Consider the following 20712-nt stretch of genomic DNA (forward strand, 5'->3'; position numbering starts at 1 on the left):
TTGTTACACCTCGCATTTTTGTATCGGTGAAACGATGGACGCTATATACGCTTGAAAACTTGCTATTCCTTCTGACCTTGTCTCCTTATTTAAAAGTACCGATTGAAGTTCCTCAACTTTGTGAACAATTGCACTACCAATTACAATACCATCCGTGTATTCTTTTAATACTTCAACCTGGTGGCTTGTTGAAATACCAAACCCCACGGCAACGGGTATGGACGTCGAAGCCTTAACTTCCTTTAAAAATGAATCTAAGTCCTCAGGAAGCGTTTCTCGAATTCCAGTTACGCCAAGGGATGATACGCAGTATAAAAAGCCTGTTGCATCTTTGGAGATTTTTTCAATACGCTCTTTAGATGTTGGAGCAACCATTGAAATATAAGCTACCTCGTTTTGCTCAGCAAGGGTGCGAATCTCTGTACTTTCTTCATAGGGTAAGTCAGGAATTAATACACCATCAATTTCATTTTCTCGCACTAAAGCGAAAAAGGATTCTAAACCTAATTGTAACACAGGATTAAAATAGGTAAAGAGAATAATCGGAATTTCCACTCCTTTTTTTCTCATTTTTGGCACAAGTTTAATTGCTTTTGATATAGACATTCCCTGAGCAAGTGCACGGCTAGAAGCCGCTTGAATGATCGGTCCATCCGCTAAAGGGTCGGAATATGGAACGCCTAACTCCAATACAGAAGCTCCTTCTTTTTGCAAAGCTAAAGCAAGCTCTATCGTGACATCTTCATGCGGATCTCCGGCTGTAATAAAAGGAATAAATAGCGTATCATGTTTCGGTAATCGCTGCTTAAATGTGCTCATATTCTTTTTCCTTCCTTTCTAATAAATTAACAAGAGTGTGAACATCTTTATCCCCTCGTCCTGATAAACAAATCAAAATACTTTCATCTTTTGTCTTAGTTTTTGCTACCTCAAATGCTTTAGCAAGCGCATGTGCTGATTCAATTGCTGGAATAATTCCTTCTGTTTTCGACAGTAGCTGAAGCGCTTCAATCGACTCATCATCCGTTACGCTTTCATACCTTACTCTTCCTATTGAAGATAAGTGAGAGTGCTCTGGGCCAATTCCAGGATAGTCAAGTCCTGCTGAAATCGAATAAGGCTCTGTAATTTGACCATTTTCATCTTGCAATAGATACGTTAACGTCCCGTGAATAACGCCTTTAGTTCCTTTTTCCATTTTGGCAGCATGAAGCTGTGTATGAACACCTTTTCCTCCAGCTTCTACTCCTATAAGCTCTACCCTTTCGTCCTTAATAAAGTCGTAGAACATCCCGATCGCGTTGCTACCACCACCAACACAAGCAATTACCGTATTAGGAAGCTTGCCTTCCGCCTGTAGAAACTGCTGTTTTGCTTCCTCTCCAATAATTTTTTGAAAATCACGAACCATTTTTGGGTAAGGGTGCGGACCAATAGCGGAACCAATTAAATAAAAATGATCCTCACAGTGCTGAACCCAGTAACGGATCGCTTCATTTGTTGCATCCTTTAAGGTTTTTGTGCCTGAAGTAGCTGGAATAACTTCTGCTCCTAATAGTTTCATACGAAATACGTTTAATGCTTGGCGCTCAATATCTTCCTCTCCCATAAACACTTTGCATTCCATACCAAACTTAGCAGCCACCGTGGCCGTAGCCACGCCGTGCTGACCAGCACCTGTTTCAGCAATGATTTTCTTTTTCCCCATGCGCTTTGCTAACAAAATTTGTCCAATCGCATTATTGATCTTATGAGCTCCAGTATGATTCAAGTCTTCGCGTTTTAAGTAAATCTTCGCTCCACCCAGTTTATTTGTTAAGTTATCTGCATAAGTTAGGGCTGTAGGTCTTCCTGAATAATTTTTAAGAAGAAATAAATACTCTTCTTTAAAAGCTGGGTCCTGCATAGCTTCATCCAAAGCTTTCTCTACTTCTTCCAATGGCTTCATTAACGTTTCAGGTACATATTTTCCACCAAATTCTCCAAATCTACCAAATTCATCTGGATGATTGTATGTCATGTAAAATCTTCCTTTCGATACGCTTTATTTTTTGTTGATCTTTTTTACCGTCACTTTCAATTCCACTTGATAGATCGATACCATCTGGGTGATAGTACATTAGGCTATCAATATTAGATTCTGTGATTCCACCTGCAATAAAGCATTTCTTGCTATAAGAGCGAGCCGTATTGGTATAGGCCGGGACAAAATTCCAGTCAAACGCAACGCCCGTTCCGCCAAATTGTTCTTTGACTTTACTATCAATTACATAGCCATCAACAACGCCTTTATAACGCTCCATGGCTTGTAGCGTCTGTGGACCATGAGGCAAAGCTTTCCAAACTTCATAGCCAACATTTTTATAAAAAATAAGTTCTTCAGGTGATTCATTTCCATGACATTGAATCACCTGTAAGTCTGCTTTCACCGCTGTTTCTAATACCTCGCTAGGAGCTTCATTCACAAACACGCCCACTTTTTTCATTTCAAAGCCTGAACAGTTCATAACCTGAACTTTTTCTGGCGTAACGTACCGCTTACTTTTCGAATAAAAGATAAAGCCTACGTAATCAGCAAGTCCAGCCTTTGCTAATTGAAAATCTTCAATTGTTTGGATACCGCAGTACTTAATGTGCATGACTTGTTTCTCCGAATAGATTTCCAATCGCTGCTTGCTGATTATCTTGTTTCATTAATGACTCTCCAACTAGAATTGCTTTTGCACCGGCTTCTTTTACATAAGTAAGGTCTTTATATTCATAAATTCCGCTTTCACTAACAAATAAGCTATCCTTTGGAATAAGGGGAGCAATATCCTTTGTTTGGGTAATGGATGTCTCAAACGTGCGCAAATTACGATTATTAACGCCAATAATCTGTGGTGTTAACACGCGTAAAATTTGTTCTAATGTCTCAGCTGAATGAACCTCAACTAAACAATCAAGCCCTAGCTCACCTGCTTGTTCATATAACTCCTTTAAATGTACAGGCTCAAGGACTTCTCCAATTAATAGAATAGCATCTGCACCGATGCGAGCACTTTCCTCAACTTGAAGCTCATCAATAATAAAGTCTTTTCTCAAAACAGGAAGGTTTACGTTTTGTTTTATTTCAGTCAAATATGCCCGGTGGCCCATAAAATACTGCTCATCTGTTAAAACTGAGAGGGCGTCTGCTTTTCCTGCTTCGTACGCTTTAGCAATCGTAACAGGGTTAAAGTTTCGTTGAATCAGTCCTTTTGAAGGGGATGCTTTTTTCACTTCTGCAATCAGTGAAAGCATACGGTTTGAATTTGCAAGAGCTTCTAAGAATGACACTTTCTCTACTTGAACAGGATCTGGTAGCACTAAGTTTGCTACTTCTTGTTTTTTGGTTTCAATAATTTTGTTAAGCACGATTAACCACCTCTTCAGATTTTAAACGCTGGAGCTGTTCGAATGCCTGACCGCTTTCGATGATTCGAATCGCTTCAACGACTCCTTGCTCTAGTGTTTGAACAGCACCACTTACATATATGGCAGCTGCTGCGTTCACAGCAACCGCTGACTGTGCAATTTTGTTCTCACCGTTTTTAAAGATTGATTGAATAAGAGCTGCGCTTTCTGCCGCATCATTTACTATAAGCTCTTTCATAGTTCCCCTTTGGACACCTAGTGATTCAGGAGACAGCATATACTCTACGACGCGCCCATCTTTCACTTCCACTACGTCTGTTTCAGTCGTTACGCTTATTTCGTCTAGACCATCTCGACCACAAACTAGCAGTACATGTTTAGCTTTAAGCTGTACTAAAGCTTGTGCAAGCTTTCTTGCTAAATCGATTGAATACACACCAATTACCTGCTTGCTGCAATTTGTGGGATTAGCTAAAGGACCCAGCGCATTGAAAACTGTACGAAACCCTAATTCTCGGCGTGTTTGAGCAACATGCTTCATAGCTGGGTGATAAAGAGGAGCGAATAGAAATGACATGTTGACACGTTCAAGCGCTTCTTCAACTTCAGTCTTCTCTCCTTGAATATCCACTCCTAATCTCTCTAGTACATCCGCACTTCCGCTTTTTGATGAAACGGCACGATTGCCATGCTTTGCTACTTTTACACCAGCTGCTGATGCCACAATAGCACTTGCTGTAGAAATATTAAACGTTGACGCCCCATCTCCTCCAGTTCCACATGTATCAATCACGTTTTCATACCTAATGGAGATTGTGTTCATGTTATTTCTCATCCCTTTAACAAAGCCGACGATTTCCTCAACTGTTTCGCCTCGGTAAGTTAACAAAGTAAGGATACCTGCAATTTGTGTAGGTGGAACTTGCCCATTCATAATGTCATTCATAAGCTCTTGTGCTTCTACAGCTGATAACGTTTCGCCATTTAAGCATTTTGATAGCAGTTCTTTAAACATACACATTCTCCTTTTTGTCGTAGATATCTTGAGCGATTTGAATCGTTTTAATTAAGGCACTCGCTTTGTTACGGGTTTCTTTCCATTCTAGCTCTGGCTTAGAGTCTGCTACAATACCAGCACCAGCCTGTACATAAGCTACTTCATCTTTTAAGACAATTGTTCGAATGGCAATACAAGAATCAATATTCCCATCAAACCCTAAATAAGCAACGGTTCCTGCATATACATTACGTGCAACAGGTTCAATTTCATTTAAAATTTGCATGGCTCTCACCTTTGGCGCACCTGATACTGTCCCAGCTGGAAAGGCAGCTAGCAAAGCATCAATTGGATGAACGCTTGGGCTAATAGTTCCCGTTACTTTAGAAATTAAGTGCATGACGTGTGAAAATTTAACCAACTCCATTAATACCGGTGTCTGTACGCTACCGTATTTAGCTACTCTTCCAATATCATTACGCGCTAAGTCGACTAGCATATAGTGTTCAGCACGTTCTTTTTCATCTTGGATTAAATCTTCGTACATATGCTGATCTTCTTCTTCGTTCCGTCCTCTACGTCTTGTTCCAGCGATAGGATGAATTTCTAATTCACCATTTTCGATTCCAATAAGCTTTTCTGGAGAGCTACCGATTAATTCCACACCGTCTACTTTGACATAAAATAAATAAGGAGACGGGTTAACTAGTCGCAATACTCTGTAAATATCAAACCCAGAAGCTTTCGTTGGAACTTGAAAACGTTGGGATAAAACCGCCTGAAAGACGTCACCGCTTTTGATATACTCTTTAATTTTGTTAACGTCGTTCATAAACTGCTCTTTCTCGTACGAAGAAGTTACACCTTTAAACGTTACGTCTTTTTGTTCTGAATTAAAGACAAGCGGTAACTTGTTTGTTGAGGGATTCACTATTTGATTAACATACGAATTGATATCTTCAACTGCAAGCTGATACTTTTTACTTTTTTCTGCCTCTGTATCCCCTTCGTTAAGCTGAACATAGCGGAGAAGAACTAACTCTTTTGATTGGTGATTGTATGCTAATAGCGTTTCGCAATACATAAAATGAAATGTTGGCATCTGTAAGTCATTTTCTTTATTGACCTGTACTTTTTCAATTTGTGAAACCGCATCATAACTAATAAAACCAACTGCACCACCTTTAAAGGGAAGTGGCAGATTAGGAAGCTTTACTTTAAAATGCTCATCCACTGTTTGAACAGCATTTTTAAAGCTAGAAGCTGAAAACCGCGGTTGTAAATAGCGGTCTTTAATGATGTACTCACCATTTTCTTCCGCAACATATAAAAAAGGATTTAATCCAATAAATGAATAGTTGGACCAAGGTGATGTATCATCGTTACTTTCAAGTAAATAGACTGCTTCATCCTGCACCCGCTGAAACAGATCAACTGGGGTCAAGCTGTCAACATATAACGTCTTTGTGATAGGAATTGTTAAAAAGTGTGAAGAGTCTTCCAGAAAGGAAGTATACGTGTTTGTCATGTGATTCATTCCTCCATTTCAAATGGAGAATGAGAAATAGTGAGGTGTTTTTAGAAGATATTATAAATAAACCCAAAGACATATCAAAAAAAAGCATGCCTTTGGGTAAACGAATGTCATATTTTAACTAGACTCAGCTCTTCTCAACTATCTCATTCTCGTCTACCCTAAACTCAACTAAACTACTTATTACTAACTCTAAACTATCTACATTGTATTACGTTCATCTAAAAATTGTCAACCATGAGACTTTTTTAATTAGAATTCTCTAATTGCTGACTTAACAGGTTTAAAATAAGACCGTCTTCCACCTTTTGAACATAAGGTTGACCAATTTCTTCGAGCAAGACCATATACACGTCACTTTGCTTAGACTTTTTATCAGCCTGCATTTTCTTTAATAAACGTTCTTTTTCTAAGTGTGAAGGAATCGATGTTTGATAACCAAACTGTTTAAACCATGAAGCAATTTCGGATACTGGAAACGCTGTTTTTCCTAAAGCGTTGCTTACATCCATGGCGAAAAGCATTCCAATTGCTACCGCTTCCCCGTGGCTAATTTTCCCATATCCACATTCTGATTCAATGGCATGACCTAACGTATGTCCGAAGTTTAAATGCGCTCGAACACCCGCTTCCATTTCATCTTCTTTCACTATCGCTGCTTTAACAGAGATTCCTTTTTTAAGCGCGTGGATTAATGCATTCTCTCGTAAATCACTTAACGTTTTAATCGTTGTTTTCAGCCATTGATAGAATTCCACGTCATGAATTAACGCATGTTTAATCACTTCAGCAAAACCGGAACGCCATTCTTTTTCAGGTAAGGTATTTAATAATTCAATGTCATAAAAGACAGCTTCTGGCTGAAAGAACGCACCAATCATATTTTTTCCTAGTTCATGATTAATTGCTACCTTTCCACCGACTGCACTATCGTGGGCAAGAAGGGTTGTTGGAACCTGAATGAATGAGATACCACGCATATAAGTTGCTGCAACAAAGCCAGCTAAGTCTCCAATTACCCCTCCTCCAAATGCAATAATAAGAGCATTACGATCCAGCTGCTTTTCTAAAGCAAACGTTTGACACGCATAGTAATGTTCGAAGGATTTCGCTTGCTCACCGCTAGGCAGTACGTATTTATAAACCGTTGAATACGAAGATAAAGCGTCCATCATTTTATCTCCGTAGCACTCGTTTACTGCTTCATCTGTCAACACTAAAATTTGTGAAGCATTTGGCTTTACGTTTTCGATAACTGATGGAAGTTTAGATAGAATGTTTTCACCTAGATAAAGAGGATATGTTTTAGACTTGGTTTCAATTTGAATTTGTTCCATTAAAATCCCCTCGCATATTCACGCATCTGCTTAATATTTTCAGCAATCGTTTCAATTTGGTCTTGGCCAAACTGTTCTACGATTGCAGATGCTAACTCCCACGCAACAACTGCTTCGGCTACGACACTAGCTGCAGGAACCGCACAGCTATCTGAACGTTCAATACTTGCTTCAAATGGTTCTTTCGTTTCAACATCAACACTTTTCAATGGCTTATAGAGCGTTGGGATTGGCTTCATAACACCTCTAACAACAATAGGCATTCCCGTAGTCATCCCACCTTCAAAACCACCTAAACGGTTTGTTCGTCTTGTGTATCCATTTTTTTTATCCCACAAAATTTCATCATGAACTTCGCTACCAGGCTTTCGAGCAGCTTCAAAACCAAGGCCAAATTCAACCCCTTTAAACGCATTAATACTCATTACAGCCGCAGCAATTTTAGCATCTAATTTACGATCATAGTGTACATAGCTACCAACACCAGCTGGCATACCTTCCACGATGACTTCAACAATTCCGCCGATTGAATCTCCAGCTTCTTTTGCATCATCAATCGCTTGCATCATATCTTTTTCAACAGCTGCATCAAAACACCTAACCGGTGATCGCTCTGTAACTTCCTGGAGTTGTTCAAGAGTTTCATATGCTGGAGGATTAGCTTTAATTCCCCCAATTTCACGCACATGTCCTGCCACTTTAATTCCAAACTGAGCTAAAATTTGCTTTGCTACTGCACCAGCCGCAACGCGAACCGTTGTTTCACGCGCTGAGGAACGCTCTAATACATTTCTCATATCGCGATGTCCATATTTAATTGCGCCATTTAAATCTGCATGTCCAGGTCGTGGGCGTGAGATTTTTCGCTTTACGTCTTCGGCTTCTTCTTCAGAAATTGGCTCAATGCCCATAATCTTTGTCCAATGCTTCCAATCGTTATTTTCAACAACAAGCGCAATAGGAGATCCAAGCGTGTAGCCATGGCGAACGCCACTCACAATTTCTACCTGATCGGTTTCAATTTGCATACGACGCCCTCTTCCATGTCCTTTTTGTCTACGCGCAAGCTCTGTGTTTACATCTTCCGCAGTTAAAGGCAGCCCTGCTGGAACACCCTCTAGAATGGTCGTCAATTGTGGGCCATGCGACTCTCCTGCTGTTAAGTATCTCATCTTTCTACCTCCACTATTATGTATTTTTCAGGAAATCGTCTGAATTTTTATTTTTAAATATGACTATACCATACTCTATGTTACTTCACCACACAAAAAAAAGCGAACGCACTCTTTACTGCCCCTATTATAATTTGCGATAAAAAAACGTATCTACTACTTCCAATCCATATTTCTGAGGTTGAAATACTTGCTCTGTACTTCCCACAAAAAAGACGCCTCCCTTTCTCAATGAATCCGAAAACTTCTGATAAAGCTGATGCTTTGCCTCTTCAGTGAAATAAATAAGCACATTGCGACAAACAATTAAGTCAAACTGTTGTGAAAAGGGATCCGCAAGTAAATTATGTTTCTTAAAAGTAACCGTCTTTTTAATCTCATCGTTTACTTTGTAAAACAATCCTTGACTAGTAAAATACTTGTTTTTTATATGTACCGGCACTTCTTGTAGTGATTTTTCTGCATACAACCCTATTTTGGCTTTTTCAATAACCGTTTCATCCAAATCTGTGGCTAAAATTTTAATGTGTGAAAGCGGATAGTATGAAGATAAAACCATCGCTAATGTGTATGGTTCCTCTCCCGTAGAACATGCCGCGCTCCAGACTTTTAGCGTTTCGTTCCCCTTTGTTAACTGAGGTAGAATCGTTTCTTCTAACACTTCCCAACGCTTTCGATTTCGATAAAACTCTGAAACATTAATTGTGATTCTATCTAAAAATTCAGTCAATAAATCCTCTTGATAAGCTAGGGCTTGATAATAGGTATGGAAACTAGTAAACCCTTTCTTTTCATATAAAGATACTAACCTTCGTTTCATTTGTGCCTCTTTATATAACGACAAGTCGATACCTGTTTTCAGCTTAATTTTGCGAACAAACTCTTCATATTCATTTGTCATAAATAAGACCCCTATCTATCATATTACATATTTCTTTTTATTCCATTATATCGGAATCTCGTTTATCGATGTTAAATTTCTCCATAGAAAAAAGCAAATGAATTAGATTCATTTGCTTTTTTTCGTGGTAATTGTCTAATTGTCTGCTTAATAAAGTAAACTATTTAGCTGTTTGTTATATGATACTACCTCTGACTCTGAGAAAAACAGCGCAATTTCGCGTTGGGCACTCTCTGGAGAATCTGAACCATGAATAACATTTTTATCAACAATAAGCCCATAGTCTCCTCGAATTGTACCTGGAAGCGCTTCTTGAGGATTTGTTTTCCCCATCATTTGACGTGCATTTGCAATGACATTTTCCCCTTCCCATACCATTGCAAATACTGGTCCTGATGTAATAAAGTCAACTAGCTCTTTAAAAAATGGCTTTTCGCGATGTTCTCCGTAATGTGTTTCAGCCAAATCTTGTGATACGTGCATTAACTTTGCGCCTACTAATTGAAACCCCTTTTTTTCAAAGCGAGATACAATCTCTCCCACAATACTTCTTTGTACCCCGTCTGGTTTGACCATTAAAAAAGTTTGTTGTATCATTTTCTCTCCACCCCTGAAGTTATGATATGTAAAGCGAATGAAAGCGTAATCACACTCAAGAAAATCTTACCACTCTTTAGGTTGTTTTACAACGTACCAAAAATATTTTTTTAAAATTTTCTTTTACCAATGTACTTAGCAATCTGGTATAACGCTTTACGCGCTTTATTATCTGGTAACTCTTTCAAGATCATCATGGCTTTTTCAAGGTAACGCTCACTTACTTTAACAGAGCGATCAATTACGTCAGAAGAAGTAATATACGTAATAATTTCGGAAATAAGCTCCGTTTGATCGTCTGCTACAAATAACCTCTCAACTTTAAGACGGAAATCTGGATCCTCTAATGCGTAAAGAACAGGCAGTGTGATGTTCCCCTGTAGCAAATCACTTCCTACCGGCTTACCAAGCTTTTCTTCCGAAGACGTAAAATCCAAAATATCATCTGTAATTTGAAACGACATTCCCACATAGTAACCGAACAGGAATAGCTTTTTATGTATAGATTCTGGAGCACCGGCCGCGATTGCCCCCAGCTGACAGCTTGCTGCAATTAACAACGCTGTTTTTCGCTTAATACGACGCAAGTACGTACGCAAGTCTTGATTTAAATCATATTTATCTTTAATTTGTTCAATCTCACCTAGCGTTAGTTCAACCATCGTATCAGATAAGATTTTATGAGCATCCACTTGTTCAATTTTAGTAATAGTTTCAAGCGCACGCGCAAAAATATAATCCCCCGTATACATAGCAATTCGATTATCCCACTTGGCTTTAATCGTTGGCTTACCCCGTCTCATATCCGCATCGTCAATCACATCGTCGTGAACTAAAGACGCCATGTGTATCAGCTCAAGGGCTACTGCGACATGCTTAATCTGATTGACATCATAAGAGCCAAACTTGCCGGCTAATAAAACAAAGACAGGGCGAATTCTTTTTCCCCCTGCCTGTAAAAGGTGAAGAGATGCATTTGTAATTAATGCCTCTTTTGTTTCAATCCTTTGCTCTAATTCTTTTTCAATTAGTGCAATATCCGTGTTTAGAAAAGTATACATCATTTTTAATTTCATTGGACTCACCTAGCATTATAAATTCATTTCAATCGTTCGATGTTACACTACTTTACACATTAATATTTATTACAATTGTCTCTATACTCGTTTGTACCCTAAATGCATTGCAGCTACTCCACCGGTATAGGTTTTAACTTCAATGTCTTCAAATCCTGCTTGTTTAAACATTTCAGCCAGTTCTTTTGGGCCTGGGAAATCGCACGCTGATTCTTGAAGCCATGAATATTCATCGTAGCTTTTAGCAAATAGCTTCCCAAATGCAGGCATAATATATTTAAAGTATAAACGGTACGCTTGTCGGTAACCAATCATGGTTGGCTGAGATGTTTCTAAACATACCACTTTCCCACCTGGCTTTACTACTCGGTACATTTCTTTCAATGCTGCCATATAGTCAGGAACATTTCGAAGACCAAAGCCAATTGTGACATAATCAAATGAGTTATCTTCAAACGGTAAATTCATTGCGTTACCATGCAATAATTCAACATTTAAAAATGATGATTGGTTCACTTTTTCATGCCCAATCTTCAGCATGTTTTGACTAAAATCAAGCCCAACAGCTTTACCAGTTGGACCTACAGCTTCAGCCATAGCTAATGTCCAATCAGCTGTTCCACAGCATACATCCAGTGAAGTTGTCCCTGGCTGTACGTCCATTCGCTTCATCGTATCTTTTCTCCATGCTTTATGACGCTGAAAGCTAATTACTGAATTCATTTGATCATAATTTTTATATATTTTCTCGAAAACTCCATGCACACGCTCTTCTTTTGATTGCTGCATACTATCCTTCTCCTACAACATTTTTAAGACGCTCTAAGCTGCCAATCATCTCGTATAAATGCTCTTTTAACGGCTCATTAAGCTCATTAATGAAAGGTGAACCTGCTGCTAGGTATTGCTTTACCACAGCAATTGATGGTTCACTTGAAGCATAAAGCGCTTCTTGAATTCCAATGCTTTTCATTCCATTTTTATAATAATTGTCTAATAAAATCGAGGCTTCTTGTTTTGCCAACTTTATTAGCTGGGTTGAAATAGCGTTTAAACGACAGGCATGTTCTAAAAGCTCTCGCCACTCCGGACAATTAAAGTAATCACATAAGGAATTAATAAGCGATGATTCAACCGTAAAGAAATTCGTCATCATATCCTGTACGTCTTGTGTTTGGTTATGATAGATGTGGATTTTAGCAATATTAATTTCTTTAATAGACGAAGCAATTACCTTAATTAAGTCAATTTGCCCCGTTTGTGCTAAGTAATAGTAATACAAACCGCTATAATAATCACCTGCTAATACTGTTAGCTGTCGCTTGTGCAGTTGTGTTCCTTCACTATCAACATCTTGAGTAGAGACCAGGTCGTGGGTATCTAGTGCAGTTTGCACAAGCATAACTGACAGCGCACAGCGACTCCATTTTTGCTGTTCAAGTGAAAGAGTCGTTAAAAACGAGCATATGTATAATAATTTATTTTCATCTACAGTTGGATGATGAATAAATTTTTGAACATATGGATGACTCAACTCAGCATGAATTTGTTCTTTCATGTCTGCAACCGTATCGTAGATGTTTTGCACATTCATCACCCTTGTCTCCCTTTCAGTCACTGCTTTTTCCAAAGTAAATTCGATAGTGTCAATTATACCATAACTAAAGGTTAATTTAACCTTTAAAATCATAATCGACGGCTAGGTTATGATTTGATTTTATCGCATTTTTATTTTTTCCATTCTTTACATGTTGTTATTCACTTCACTTGAAATGGTCGTGTATACCATAAAAATAAAAGCAGGAAACTCCTGCTTATTTTTTAACGTCGGATTCAACCTCACCATGAACCGTTTGGATAAGTGCTTTGCCTCTTATTTTAATTGCTGACGTATGCTCTGTGAATTGAGCAATCATCACTTCGCCTTTATCTAGCTTTTCAGAGTGATGAAATCGTGTATCTGCACCTCTTGTTAGACCAATAACATTTACACCATCTTCCACTGCTTTGATGACGATGTATTCCGGATTCGATTTTTGTGCCATAATTTTCCCTCCATCTCTAGCCAATTACGACTTGATTAATGATAATACTTCTGCGCGTGCTGCTTGGTCGTGCTCAAATACTCCTCGAACCGCTGATGTAACGGTCATAGCTCCTGGTTTCCGAACGCCTCGCATTGTCATGCACATATGTTCAGCTTCTACAATAACCATGACTCCATGAGGAGATAAGGTTTCCACGATTGAATCAGCAACTGTAGACGTAATCCTTTCTTGAAGCTGTGGGCGCTTAGAGACAGCCTCCACTGCACGTGCAAGCTTACTTAATCCAGTTACGCGACCACCTTTTGGAATATATGCAACATGAACCTTTCCATAGAAAGGAACCAAGTGATGTTCACACATTGAATGAAAGTTGATGTCTTTTACTAAAACTAACTCTTCGTGTTCCTCGCCAAATATAGTTTTAAAATGTTCGTTTGGATCTTCGTTCAATCCCGAAAAGACTTCTTCATACATTTTAGCCACGCGCTTTGGTGTATCCAATAGCCCTTCTCGATTTGGATCTTCTCCAATCGCTTCTAAAATCTGCCTTACTGCTTGTTCGATTTGTTCTTTATTTACAGTTGACATCCTGTAGCCTCCCATTCGTTGCATTACGACGTAGTTAAAAAAATTCTAGCATATGTATGTACTAAAGGCAAAAAAGAAAGGTCGCAAAATATGCGACCTTTCAAAGCTCTTGTATTATGACTATAAAAATAGACATTTTATGTAAATATTATTTTACAGCGTCTTTAAGAGCTTTACCTGGTTTGAATGCAGGAACTTTGCTTGCAGCGATTTCAATCTCCTCACCCGTTTGAGGGTTACGACCTTTACGTGCAGCACGCTCACGTACTTCAAAGTTACCAAAACCAATTAGTTGAACTTTGTCACCGTCTTTTAAAGCATCTAAGATTGTATCAAAAACAGCATCAACTGCCTTTGTAGCATCCTTTTTTGAAAGCTCACTCGCTTCTGCAACAGCATTGATTAATTCTGTCTTGTTCATGCCATTCACCTCCTCCCAAAAATCGGATCATATAAAAACTAAAATCCCATTACAAAAGGAATCTAGTAATCGACGATATCTCATTTGTTAACAAAATTAACGAATATTATACATAACCTATGTATCAACAAGCCTAATAATAAACGATTGTTATGAATAATTCAACGTTTTTCATTTTGTCTCGGAGACTTCCATACAAAAACTAGTATGTCCAATCGATTTCTTTTAAAAGATTAACATATCGCTAATAGCATAGCAAGCAGAAAATCGTTATATAGTAAAAAAACAGAAACATATGTTCTTTCACATACTTTTTACCCTTTATTCGTTTTGATAATATCCAACATTTTTCCAGCCTTCAGCTTTTAAACATAAGAAAAAGGCTCCTTATTAAAAGAGCCTGCAACCGTCTATTATTAATCAATGTTATAAAATAATCGCAATTAAACCACCTGAGCCTTCGTTGATAATACGCTCTAGCGTTTCTTTTAGTTTGTAGCGTGCATTTTCCGGCATTAGCGAAAGCTTTCCTTGTATACCTTCTCTTACAATAGAGCTTAATGATCTACCAAAGATATCTGAATTCCAAATTGACAGTGGGTCATCTTCAAAATCTTGCATTAAATAACGGACCAGCTCTTCACTTTGTTTTTCTGTACCGATAATTGGAGCAAACTCAGATTCTACATCCACTTTAATCATGTGAATTGAAGGTGCAACGGCTTTTAAGCGAACTCCAAAACGAGATCCTTGACGAATAATTTCCGGCTCATCTAGGCTCATATCTGCTAAAGATGGTGCTGCAACCCCATACCCAGTTTGCTTCACCATACGAAGCGCATCTGATACTTGATCATACTCCATTTTAGCATGCACAAAATCTTGCATAAGCTGTAATAGGTGGTCTCGCCCACGAATTTCAACACCTACAACCTCTTTTAAGATTTGATCATATAAGTCATCCGGAGCATATAAATCAATCTCAGCAATTCCCTGCCCCATTTCAATCCCTGCTAATCGAGCTTGCTCAATGAATTCGAATTCTGTAAACTGTGCCACTACCCGATCAACATCGCGTAATCTTTTAATATCTTTTACCGTCTCTTGAACTGCTTCTTGGTAACTTTCACGTAACCAATGCTTATCTTTTAATACCATAACCCAGCTCGGCAAGTTAACATTAACTTCTAGCACAGGGAATTCATATAGGGCTTCTCTTAGCACATTTAGAACGTCTGTATCACGCATACTTTCCACGCTCATGGCCAACACTGGAATGTCATACTTCTCGTTAAGATTTACTCTTAGCTTCTCCGTATCTGGGTGGTAAGGCTGAACGGTATTAACAACCATGATAAAAGGCTTTCCTACTTCTTTTAATTCATTGATTACTCGCTCTTCCGCTTCTAGATAGTCATGGCGTGGAATATCTCCAATTGTGCCGTCTGTTGTAATAACAACACCGATTGTAGAATGCTCTTGAATTACTTTTCGAGTGCCAATTTCAGCAGCTTCATGAAACGGAATCGGCTCTTCATACCAAGGAGTATTAATCATTCTAGGACCATTTTCATCCTCGTAACCTTTCGCACCTGGAACTGTATATCCTACACAGTCTACCAATCTTATGTTAACATCTAGCCCATCGTCCACTTGTACGCTAACCGCTTGATTTGGAACAAATTTGGGCTCAGTTGTCATAATCGTTTTTCCTGCTGCACTTTGAGGCAATTCATCTTGCGTTCGTGCTCGCTCTGCTTCATTTTCAATGTGAGGTAATACCATTAGCTCCATAAACTTCTTTATAAAAGTTGACTTCCCTGTTCTTACTGCACCAACTACCCCTAAATATATATCGCCTCCTGTACGTTCGGCGATATCCTTAAACACATCTACCTTTTCCAAAAGATCCCCTCCGATCTATGAGTTCATAGGATATGACATCCATTGCGAGAGTAAATTAGGACATTATATAGTTATGACGTTGTCCTATTAAAATATGACTTTCGATAGAAAAATTTATAATTTTTTTCATGCACATGCTGACTCAATCACAAGTTAGGCTAAAATTTCTTATAAGAAAGAGAAAACCCCTTCTCTCTGAATTTTATTCAGCGAGAAAGGGTTCATGACTCATTTTTCTAAAAATATTGGCTCATTTGTTTTTTCGTCGATGGTATAGGGCAATGAATAAGCCGGAACAAAAGAAGAATGCTCAACTAGAAGATTCCGGATATCTTCTCCTTCTTTATATGTATGTTTATGCTTTTGCAATACTTCATATAAGTCCGATGAATAATCTACAAACAGCTCACCTTTCCCATTTAATACAAGAGGAAGTAATTGACCGCTATAAGGACTTACAACTGTAGGTGGCTCTTTCATATTTAATTTTTTATAGTCAATAGAAAAAACACCATCGGCAATGACCTCTTTAAATGGCGCATAACCACTATGTTTTTGTCTGTATAGATTCAGATGAATATTTACCTCTTTGATTTGTTCAGCCATTCGTAAATCTATTAATTTAACGGTTGGATTCTCCTCTACATCCACCAGCATATATGAAAAAACGCCTCCGCTTTCAAACGCTGTACCGGGTGGCTCTTGCATATAGCGTGGGCTGAGCTTGTTAAATTCAATGGGATACTTTTGATAAATAGGCGTATTGTTATCCCTTGTTTTAATTGGTAATAATCCTCCGCTATCTTTTTGAAAGTCATCAACCGCTTGTTGCACAGCTGCAAGCTGATCTTTATAAGGCACCTGATTTTGAGATAGATTAGCCTCAGGGTATAAGCAAGCTGATAATAAGAATGTTATGCTACAAAAAATTATAAATAGTAAGATTTTTCTCATTAAACTTCACCCTATCAGTTTTTGTTATGCTCCAGGTGTTGGTCCACTAAAGACAACAAGCACCATAATGAATCCCGCAATAATCATTAATGTATAGGCAATGAAAGCGAGTACATATTTAAATATAACATTTTTAATTTTGTAACGACTCAAATAAATAGAAAACACAGAAATAAACATAAATACAATTGAACCAAGTGAAATCCACATTTTTAATAACGCTGGCGACACCGCTCACCCACTCCCCTTCTTGCTCTCATTATAGCATAGGAGGTCCATATTTCGTGTAAAAAGAGGGAATTTAAGGATTCTATTAATTGACTCCAAATAAAAAACCGAAATAAAGGGGGCACTTTATTTCGGCTACAACTAAATATTCCCATGAAGAGTTCCACTCATCTTTATTTACATGTTATTTTATGCAACTACAAGTGATTACGCATCACCAATTGCCTATTTTTTCTACATTTCTTTGCAAGTTAGTTCTTTCGTTCTCCTAAAATGTTCGCTAAATCTTCCATTTCATGAGTTTTCGTACGAGACATTAAAGAATCTACAGCTGCTTTTGCACTAACATCATTAAACAGCACATCATATAACGCTTGGGTAATTGGCATTTTTACATCATATTTTTCAGCTAGCTGGTAGGCAGCTTTCGTTGTCCGAACACCTTCTACTACCATCCCCATATTATCTAGCACTTCTTCCAATTTATGACCTTTGCCTAGCATGTTCCCCGCACGCCAGTTTCTTGAATGTACGCTTGTACACGTTACGATTAAATCACCGATTCCAGTCAATCCTGAAAACGTAAGTGGGTTTGCACCTAATACGCTACCAAGTCGCGCAATTTCTGCTAATCCACGCGTTATAAGTGCAGCTTTAGCATTATCACCATAACCAAGGCCGTCAGTAATTCCAGCAGCTAATGCAATAATGTTCTTCAACGCCCCACCAATTTCTACCCCTATTACATCTGGGTTTGTGTATACGCGAAAATATTGGTGATTATTAAACAAATCTTGTACTTTTTCGGCTGCTTTCATATTCTTAGAAGACGAAGTGACAGTAGTAGGCTGTCTTCTACTTACTTCCTCTGCATGACTTGGTCCAGATAAAACCACTACGTCCTGTAATTTAGCAGGCTCCATTTCTTGTTCAATCATTTCAGAGATGCGAAGCAGCGTATCTGGTTCAATTCCTTTACTAACATGAACAATTGTTAACGGATTGGTCGCAACCTCTTCAAGGCTTTGTAACACTTCACGAATTGCTTTTGTTGGAACAGCTAGAATAACTGTTTCTACTCCAAGAATTGCTTCTTCTAATGATGTGTAGCCTCGCATAGTCATTGGAAGCTCTACGCCGGGAAGGTATTTTTTATTTTCATGCATTTCATTAATACCATCAATTATTTCTTGGCGATGTCCCCATATACGTACATCATGACCATTATCCGCTAATACAAAGCCCAAAGCTGTGCCCCAGCTCCCTGCACCTAATACCGCAATTTTCTCCATGTTATCTGCACTCCTTTTTATTTTCGTGATCGAGCAATAATTCGAATTGGTGTTCCTTCAAATCCAAACGCTGCGCGCAGTTTGTTTTCTAAGAAACGCTCATAAGAGAAGTGAAGTAGTTCAGGATCATTTACAAACACAACGAAAGTAGGTGGTTTAATCGCTACCTGCGTTGCGTAATAAATTTTAAGACGTTTACCGTTATGTGTTGGTGTTGGGTTCATCGCAACTGCATCCATGATCACATCGTTTAAGATACTTGTTTCGACACGCATTGCATGATTTTCATTTACCATATTAATAACTGGTAAAAGCGTATGCGTACGTTTTTTTGTTTTCGCTGATAAAAAGACAATTGGCGCATACGTTAGGAATTGGAAATGTTCACGAACGTTTTCTTCAAACTTTTTCATCGTCTTATCGTCTTTTTCTACTGTGTCCCACTTATTGATAACGATAACAACTGCCTTACCTGCTTCTTGTGCATAACCGGCAATCTTTTTATCTTGTTCAATAATTCCTTCTTCTGCGTTTAATACAACTAAGACAACATCTGAACGTTCAATCGCTCGTAACGCACGAAGCACACTATATTTCTCTGTGCTTTCGTATACTTTACCGCGCTTTCTCATACCAGCTGTATCAATAACAACATACTCTTGTTCTTCTTTTGTAAACTTTGTATCAATCGCATCACGAGTCGTACCTGCAATATTACTTACAATAACGCGGTCCTCACCTAGCACAGCATTTACAAGTGATGATTTCCCAACATTTGGTCGACCAATCAAAGAAAACTTAATAACATCGTCTCCATAGTCTTCATCTTCATCTTTTGGGAAATGCTTAGCTGCTTCGTCTAATAAGTCTCCTAAGCCCAAACCATGCGTTCCTGAAATAGGGAATGGCTCTCCATACCCTAAAGCATAGAAATCATAGATTAATTCTTTCATTTCAGGGTTATCAATTTTATTGACTGCTAATACAACAGGTTTTTTAGATTTGTATAGAATCTTTGCCACTTCTTCATCAGCTGATGTAATACCATCTCGTCCATTTGTTAAAAAGATAATAACGTCCGCTTCATCAATAGCAATTTCAGCTTGTTGCTTAATTTGCTCTAAAAACGGCTCATCTCCAATATCAATTCCTCCTGTATCAATGATATTAAAGTCCATATTAAGCCACTCTGCTGAGCTATAAATACGATCGCGCGTTACGCCTGGAATATCTTCAACAATTGATACGCGCTCTCCTACAATTCGATTAAAAATCGTTGACTTCCCAACATTTGGTCGGCCTACAATCGCAATAATTGGTTTTGGCATGCGAATCTTTCCTTTCTTTGATCTGTTCTATGTATAAATAGTAACCTTTTGCTTATTCGTTTCACAATTGAATATTTTTAATAGATAAGATCATTCATTTTCAAAAACCGAGGTCATGCAAACATGCATGACCTCAAATTATTGCCTACTAGTCAATATGTTATTTACATGTATGCAACAATTAAGAGTACTCTCTCAATCAAACAATTCTATCAAAAAAGCTGCTTCACAACAACAAATTTTTCAGAAAATCAATTATTAGGCTTGACCGGACTATGCTTTTGACGCTGGAATTTTCCTAACAACCAATCGAACTGTGATGCAAGGGACCGCACAACTTTCCAAATAAAAAGAAGCATTAGTACAGTAGCTACAAGGTCAAGGAGCATTGGCTGTCCCACGGGATGCGGCATTGAGATATTCGTGACTATTAAGCTATATAGAAAATCTCCCCCTAACAATCCTAGCAAAATAACGATACATCGCATGTGATCATCTTTTACTAGAAGAAAACCAATATATAAAATAATAGCTGTTAACAGCCATTGTCGGTTCACAAAAATCCATACTGGATCATACAGTTCTAACAAACAAAAGCCTACATAAGCAAACATGACAATCAGTGAAATAAATAATACGTATAATTGCTTTGAAGTTTTAAGCCTTGAAATATCTACACACACCATAACTAATAAGAAAAGATAAGTATAGCTAACAAAAAATGGACCTATCCAAACGGACGTTGTTGATAGCATAATGCTTATCAACAACAACATCGACACCTTCCACCGTAAAGACGTTTTATGCAAAAAAAATGTTGAAATGACCCATCCAATCCAAGCAAACCAATAGAATAGAAAACCTTCCATCTTCTCAACTCCCTATTTCTTCATTATGTATCAGTTTTACAAAAATTAACCCTTTGCATAAGCATAGAA

22 protein-coding genes are annotated in these 20712 nt (G+C 38.2%); all 22 read right to left on the bottom strand.

Going from position 1 to position 20712, the window contains the following annotated elements; translation table 11 throughout:
- Positions 1 to 3: 3 nt before the first annotated feature.
- Complete coding sequence (gene trpA / locus MKZ18_RS15940; RefSeq protein WP_061785466.1) at positions 4 to 819, bottom strand: tryptophan synthase subunit alpha; 816 nt, start codon at positions 817 to 819, stop codon at positions 4 to 6.
- Entirely contained in the window at positions 806 to 2020 is a 1215-nt protein-coding gene (gene trpB, locus MKZ18_RS15945) for a tryptophan synthase subunit beta (protein ID WP_025908797.1), read from the bottom strand. The genes trpA and trpB overlap by 14 nt, the downstream gene beginning before the upstream one ends.
- A complete protein-coding gene (locus MKZ18_RS15950) occupies positions 1998 to 2639 on the bottom strand; it encodes a phosphoribosylanthranilate isomerase (RefSeq protein ID WP_061785465.1) in 642 nt (213 codons plus the stop codon). Before MKZ18_RS15950 ends, trpB begins: the two co-directional genes overlap by 23 nt.
- Positions 2629 to 3396, bottom strand: a complete 768-nt coding sequence (gene trpC / locus MKZ18_RS15955) for an indole-3-glycerol phosphate synthase TrpC (RefSeq protein ID WP_061785464.1) — start codon at positions 3394 to 3396, stop codon at positions 2629 to 2631. Before trpC ends, MKZ18_RS15950 begins: the two co-directional genes overlap by 11 nt.
- The gene (gene trpD, locus MKZ18_RS15960) at positions 3389 to 4411 is read right to left on the bottom strand and encodes an anthranilate phosphoribosyltransferase (RefSeq protein WP_061785463.1); all 1023 of its coding nucleotides are present in this window, start codon (positions 4409 to 4411) and stop codon (positions 3389 to 3391) included. Before trpD ends, trpC begins: the two co-directional genes overlap by 8 nt.
- Positions 4404 to 5921 (bottom strand): anthranilate synthase component I, encoded by a 1518-nt coding sequence (gene trpE, locus MKZ18_RS15965; protein WP_061785462.1) that lies wholly within the window; start codon positions 5919 to 5921, stop codon positions 4404 to 4406. Before trpE ends, trpD begins: the two co-directional genes overlap by 8 nt.
- 254 nt (positions 5922 to 6175) lie before the next feature.
- Positions 6176 to 7264, bottom strand: coding sequence for a 3-dehydroquinate synthase (gene aroB, locus MKZ18_RS15970; protein ID WP_061785461.1), 1089 nt, complete (start codon positions 7262 to 7264; stop codon positions 6176 to 6178).
- On the bottom strand, positions 7264 to 8436 hold the full coding sequence (aroC, locus tag MKZ18_RS15975) for a chorismate synthase (RefSeq protein ID WP_061785460.1): 1173 nt from the start codon (positions 8434 to 8436) through the stop codon (positions 7264 to 7266). Before aroC ends, aroB begins: the two co-directional genes overlap by 1 nt.
- A gap of 127 nt (positions 8437 to 8563) precedes the next feature.
- Positions 8564 to 9337 carry a CheR family methyltransferase gene (locus tag MKZ18_RS15980; RefSeq protein ID WP_025908790.1) on the bottom strand — a complete coding sequence of 258 codons (774 nt, stop codon included), beginning with the start codon at positions 9335 to 9337 and terminating at the stop codon, positions 8564 to 8566.
- Between the two features lie 147 nt (positions 9338 to 9484).
- On the bottom strand, positions 9485 to 9934 hold the full coding sequence (gene ndk / locus MKZ18_RS15985) for a nucleoside-diphosphate kinase (RefSeq protein ID WP_025908386.1): 450 nt from the start codon (positions 9932 to 9934) through the stop codon (positions 9485 to 9487).
- 110 nt (positions 9935 to 10044) lie between these two features.
- Positions 10045 to 11010: a heptaprenyl diphosphate synthase component II gene (gene hepT / locus MKZ18_RS15990; RefSeq protein WP_061785459.1), complete on the bottom strand. Its 966-nt coding sequence runs from the start codon at positions 11008 to 11010 to the stop codon at positions 10045 to 10047.
- An 81-nt stretch (positions 11011 to 11091) separates the two neighbouring features.
- On the bottom strand, positions 11092 to 11799 hold the full coding sequence (locus MKZ18_RS15995; protein WP_341344578.1) for a demethylmenaquinone methyltransferase: 708 nt from the start codon (positions 11797 to 11799) through the stop codon (positions 11092 to 11094).
- A 1-nt stretch (position 11800) separates the two neighbouring features.
- Entirely contained in the window at positions 11801 to 12604 is an 804-nt protein-coding gene (locus MKZ18_RS16000) for a heptaprenyl diphosphate synthase component 1 (protein WP_235859214.1), read from the bottom strand.
- Positions 12605 to 12824: 220 nt separating this feature from the next.
- Entirely contained in the window at positions 12825 to 13055 is a 231-nt protein-coding gene (gene mtrB, locus MKZ18_RS16005; protein ID WP_025908382.1) for a trp RNA-binding attenuation protein MtrB, read from the bottom strand.
- A gap of 24 nt (positions 13056 to 13079) precedes the next feature.
- A complete protein-coding gene (gene folE / locus MKZ18_RS16010) occupies positions 13080 to 13646 on the bottom strand; it encodes a GTP cyclohydrolase I FolE (RefSeq protein ID WP_025908381.1) in 567 nt (188 codons plus the stop codon).
- Between the two features lie 148 nt (positions 13647 to 13794).
- On the bottom strand, positions 13795 to 14067 hold the full coding sequence (gene hbs / locus MKZ18_RS16015) for a non-specific DNA-binding protein Hbs (protein ID WP_025908380.1): 273 nt from the start codon (positions 14065 to 14067) through the stop codon (positions 13795 to 13797).
- 426 nt (positions 14068 to 14493) lie between these two features.
- Entirely contained in the window at positions 14494 to 15972 is a 1479-nt protein-coding gene (spoIVA, locus tag MKZ18_RS16020; protein WP_061785456.1) for a stage IV sporulation protein A, read from the bottom strand.
- Positions 15973 to 16200: 228 nt separating this feature from the next.
- Positions 16201 to 16926 carry a hypothetical protein gene (locus tag MKZ18_RS16025; RefSeq protein ID WP_061785455.1) on the bottom strand — a complete coding sequence of 242 codons (726 nt, stop codon included), beginning with the start codon at positions 16924 to 16926 and terminating at the stop codon, positions 16201 to 16203.
- Between the two features lie 24 nt (positions 16927 to 16950).
- Positions 16951 to 17157, bottom strand: coding sequence for a DUF2768 domain-containing protein (locus MKZ18_RS16030; protein WP_025908377.1), 207 nt, complete (start codon positions 17155 to 17157; stop codon positions 16951 to 16953).
- 248 nt (positions 17158 to 17405) lie between these two features.
- A complete protein-coding gene (locus MKZ18_RS16035; protein ID WP_061785454.1) occupies positions 17406 to 18446 on the bottom strand; it encodes an NAD(P)H-dependent glycerol-3-phosphate dehydrogenase in 1041 nt (346 codons plus the stop codon).
- A 17-nt stretch (positions 18447 to 18463) separates the two neighbouring features.
- Positions 18464 to 19774: a ribosome biogenesis GTPase Der gene (gene der, locus MKZ18_RS16040; RefSeq protein WP_061785453.1), complete on the bottom strand. Its 1311-nt coding sequence runs from the start codon at positions 19772 to 19774 to the stop codon at positions 18464 to 18466.
- Positions 19775 to 20025: 251 nt separating this feature from the next.
- Positions 20026 to 20643, bottom strand: coding sequence for a YphA family membrane protein (locus tag MKZ18_RS16045; protein ID WP_061785452.1), 618 nt, complete (start codon positions 20641 to 20643; stop codon positions 20026 to 20028).
- Between the last annotated feature and the right edge of the window lie 69 nt (positions 20644 to 20712).

This window comes from Priestia sp. FSL W8-0001, assembly GCF_038050335.1.
GTDB classification, from domain to species: domain Bacteria; phylum Bacillota; class Bacilli; order Bacillales; family Bacillaceae_H; genus Priestia; species Priestia flexa.

Coding starts and splice junctions, on each gene's coding strand:
- MKZ18_RS15950 (WP_061785465.1), bottom strand. CDS start 2,639: ATGCACATTAAGTACTGCGGTATCCAAACAATTGAAGATTTTCAATTA.
- trpA (WP_061785466.1), bottom strand. CDS start 819: ATGAGCACATTTAAGCAGCGATTACCGAAACATGATACGCTATTTATT.
- aroC (WP_061785460.1), bottom strand. CDS start 8,436: ATGAGATACTTAACAGCAGGAGAGTCGCATGGCCCACAATTGACGACC.
- MKZ18_RS16045 (WP_061785452.1), bottom strand. CDS start 20,643: ATGGAAGGTTTTCTATTCTATTGGTTTGCTTGGATTGGATGGGTCATT.
- MKZ18_RS15995 (WP_341344578.1), bottom strand. CDS start 11,799: ATGCAGCAATCAAAAGAAGAGCGTGTGCATGGAGTTTTCGAGAAAATA.
- mtrB (WP_025908382.1), bottom strand. CDS start 13,055: ATGGCACAAAAATCGAATCCGGAATACATCGTCATCAAAGCAGTGGAA.
- MKZ18_RS15980 (WP_025908790.1), bottom strand. CDS start 9,337: ATGACAAATGAATATGAAGAGTTTGTTCGCAAAATTAAGCTGAAAACA.
- hepT (WP_061785459.1), bottom strand. CDS start 11,010: ATGAAATTAAAAATGATGTATACTTTTCTAAACACGGATATTGCACTA.
- trpD (WP_061785463.1), bottom strand. CDS start 4,411: ATGTTTAAAGAACTGCTATCAAAATGCTTAAATGGCGAAACGTTATCA.
- MKZ18_RS16000 (WP_235859214.1), bottom strand. CDS start 12,604: ATGAATGTGCAAAACATCTACGATACGGTTGCAGACATGAAAGAACAA.
- MKZ18_RS16035 (WP_061785454.1), bottom strand. CDS start 18,446: ATGGAGAAAATTGCGGTATTAGGTGCAGGGAGCTGGGGCACAGCTTTG.
- MKZ18_RS16025 (WP_061785455.1), bottom strand. CDS start 16,926: ATGAGAAAAATCTTACTATTTATAATTTTTTGTAGCATAACATTCTTA.
- folE (WP_025908381.1), bottom strand. CDS start 13,646: ATGTCAACTGTAAATAAAGAACAAATCGAACAAGCAGTAAGGCAGATT.
- trpE (WP_061785462.1), bottom strand. CDS start 5,921: ATGACAAACACGTATACTTCCTTTCTGGAAGACTCTTCACACTTTTTA.
- trpB (WP_025908797.1), bottom strand. CDS start 2,020: ATGACATACAATCATCCAGATGAATTTGGTAGATTTGGAGAATTTGGT.
- ndk (WP_025908386.1), bottom strand. CDS start 9,934: ATGATACAACAAACTTTTTTAATGGTCAAACCAGACGGGGTACAAAGA.
- hbs (WP_025908380.1), bottom strand. CDS start 14,067: ATGAACAAGACAGAATTAATCAATGCTGTTGCAGAAGCGAGTGAGCTT.
- der (WP_061785453.1), bottom strand. CDS start 19,774: ATGCCAAAACCAATTATTGCGATTGTAGGCCGACCAAATGTTGGGAAG.
- aroB (WP_061785461.1), bottom strand. CDS start 7,264: ATGGAACAAATTCAAATTGAAACCAAGTCTAAAACATATCCTCTTTAT.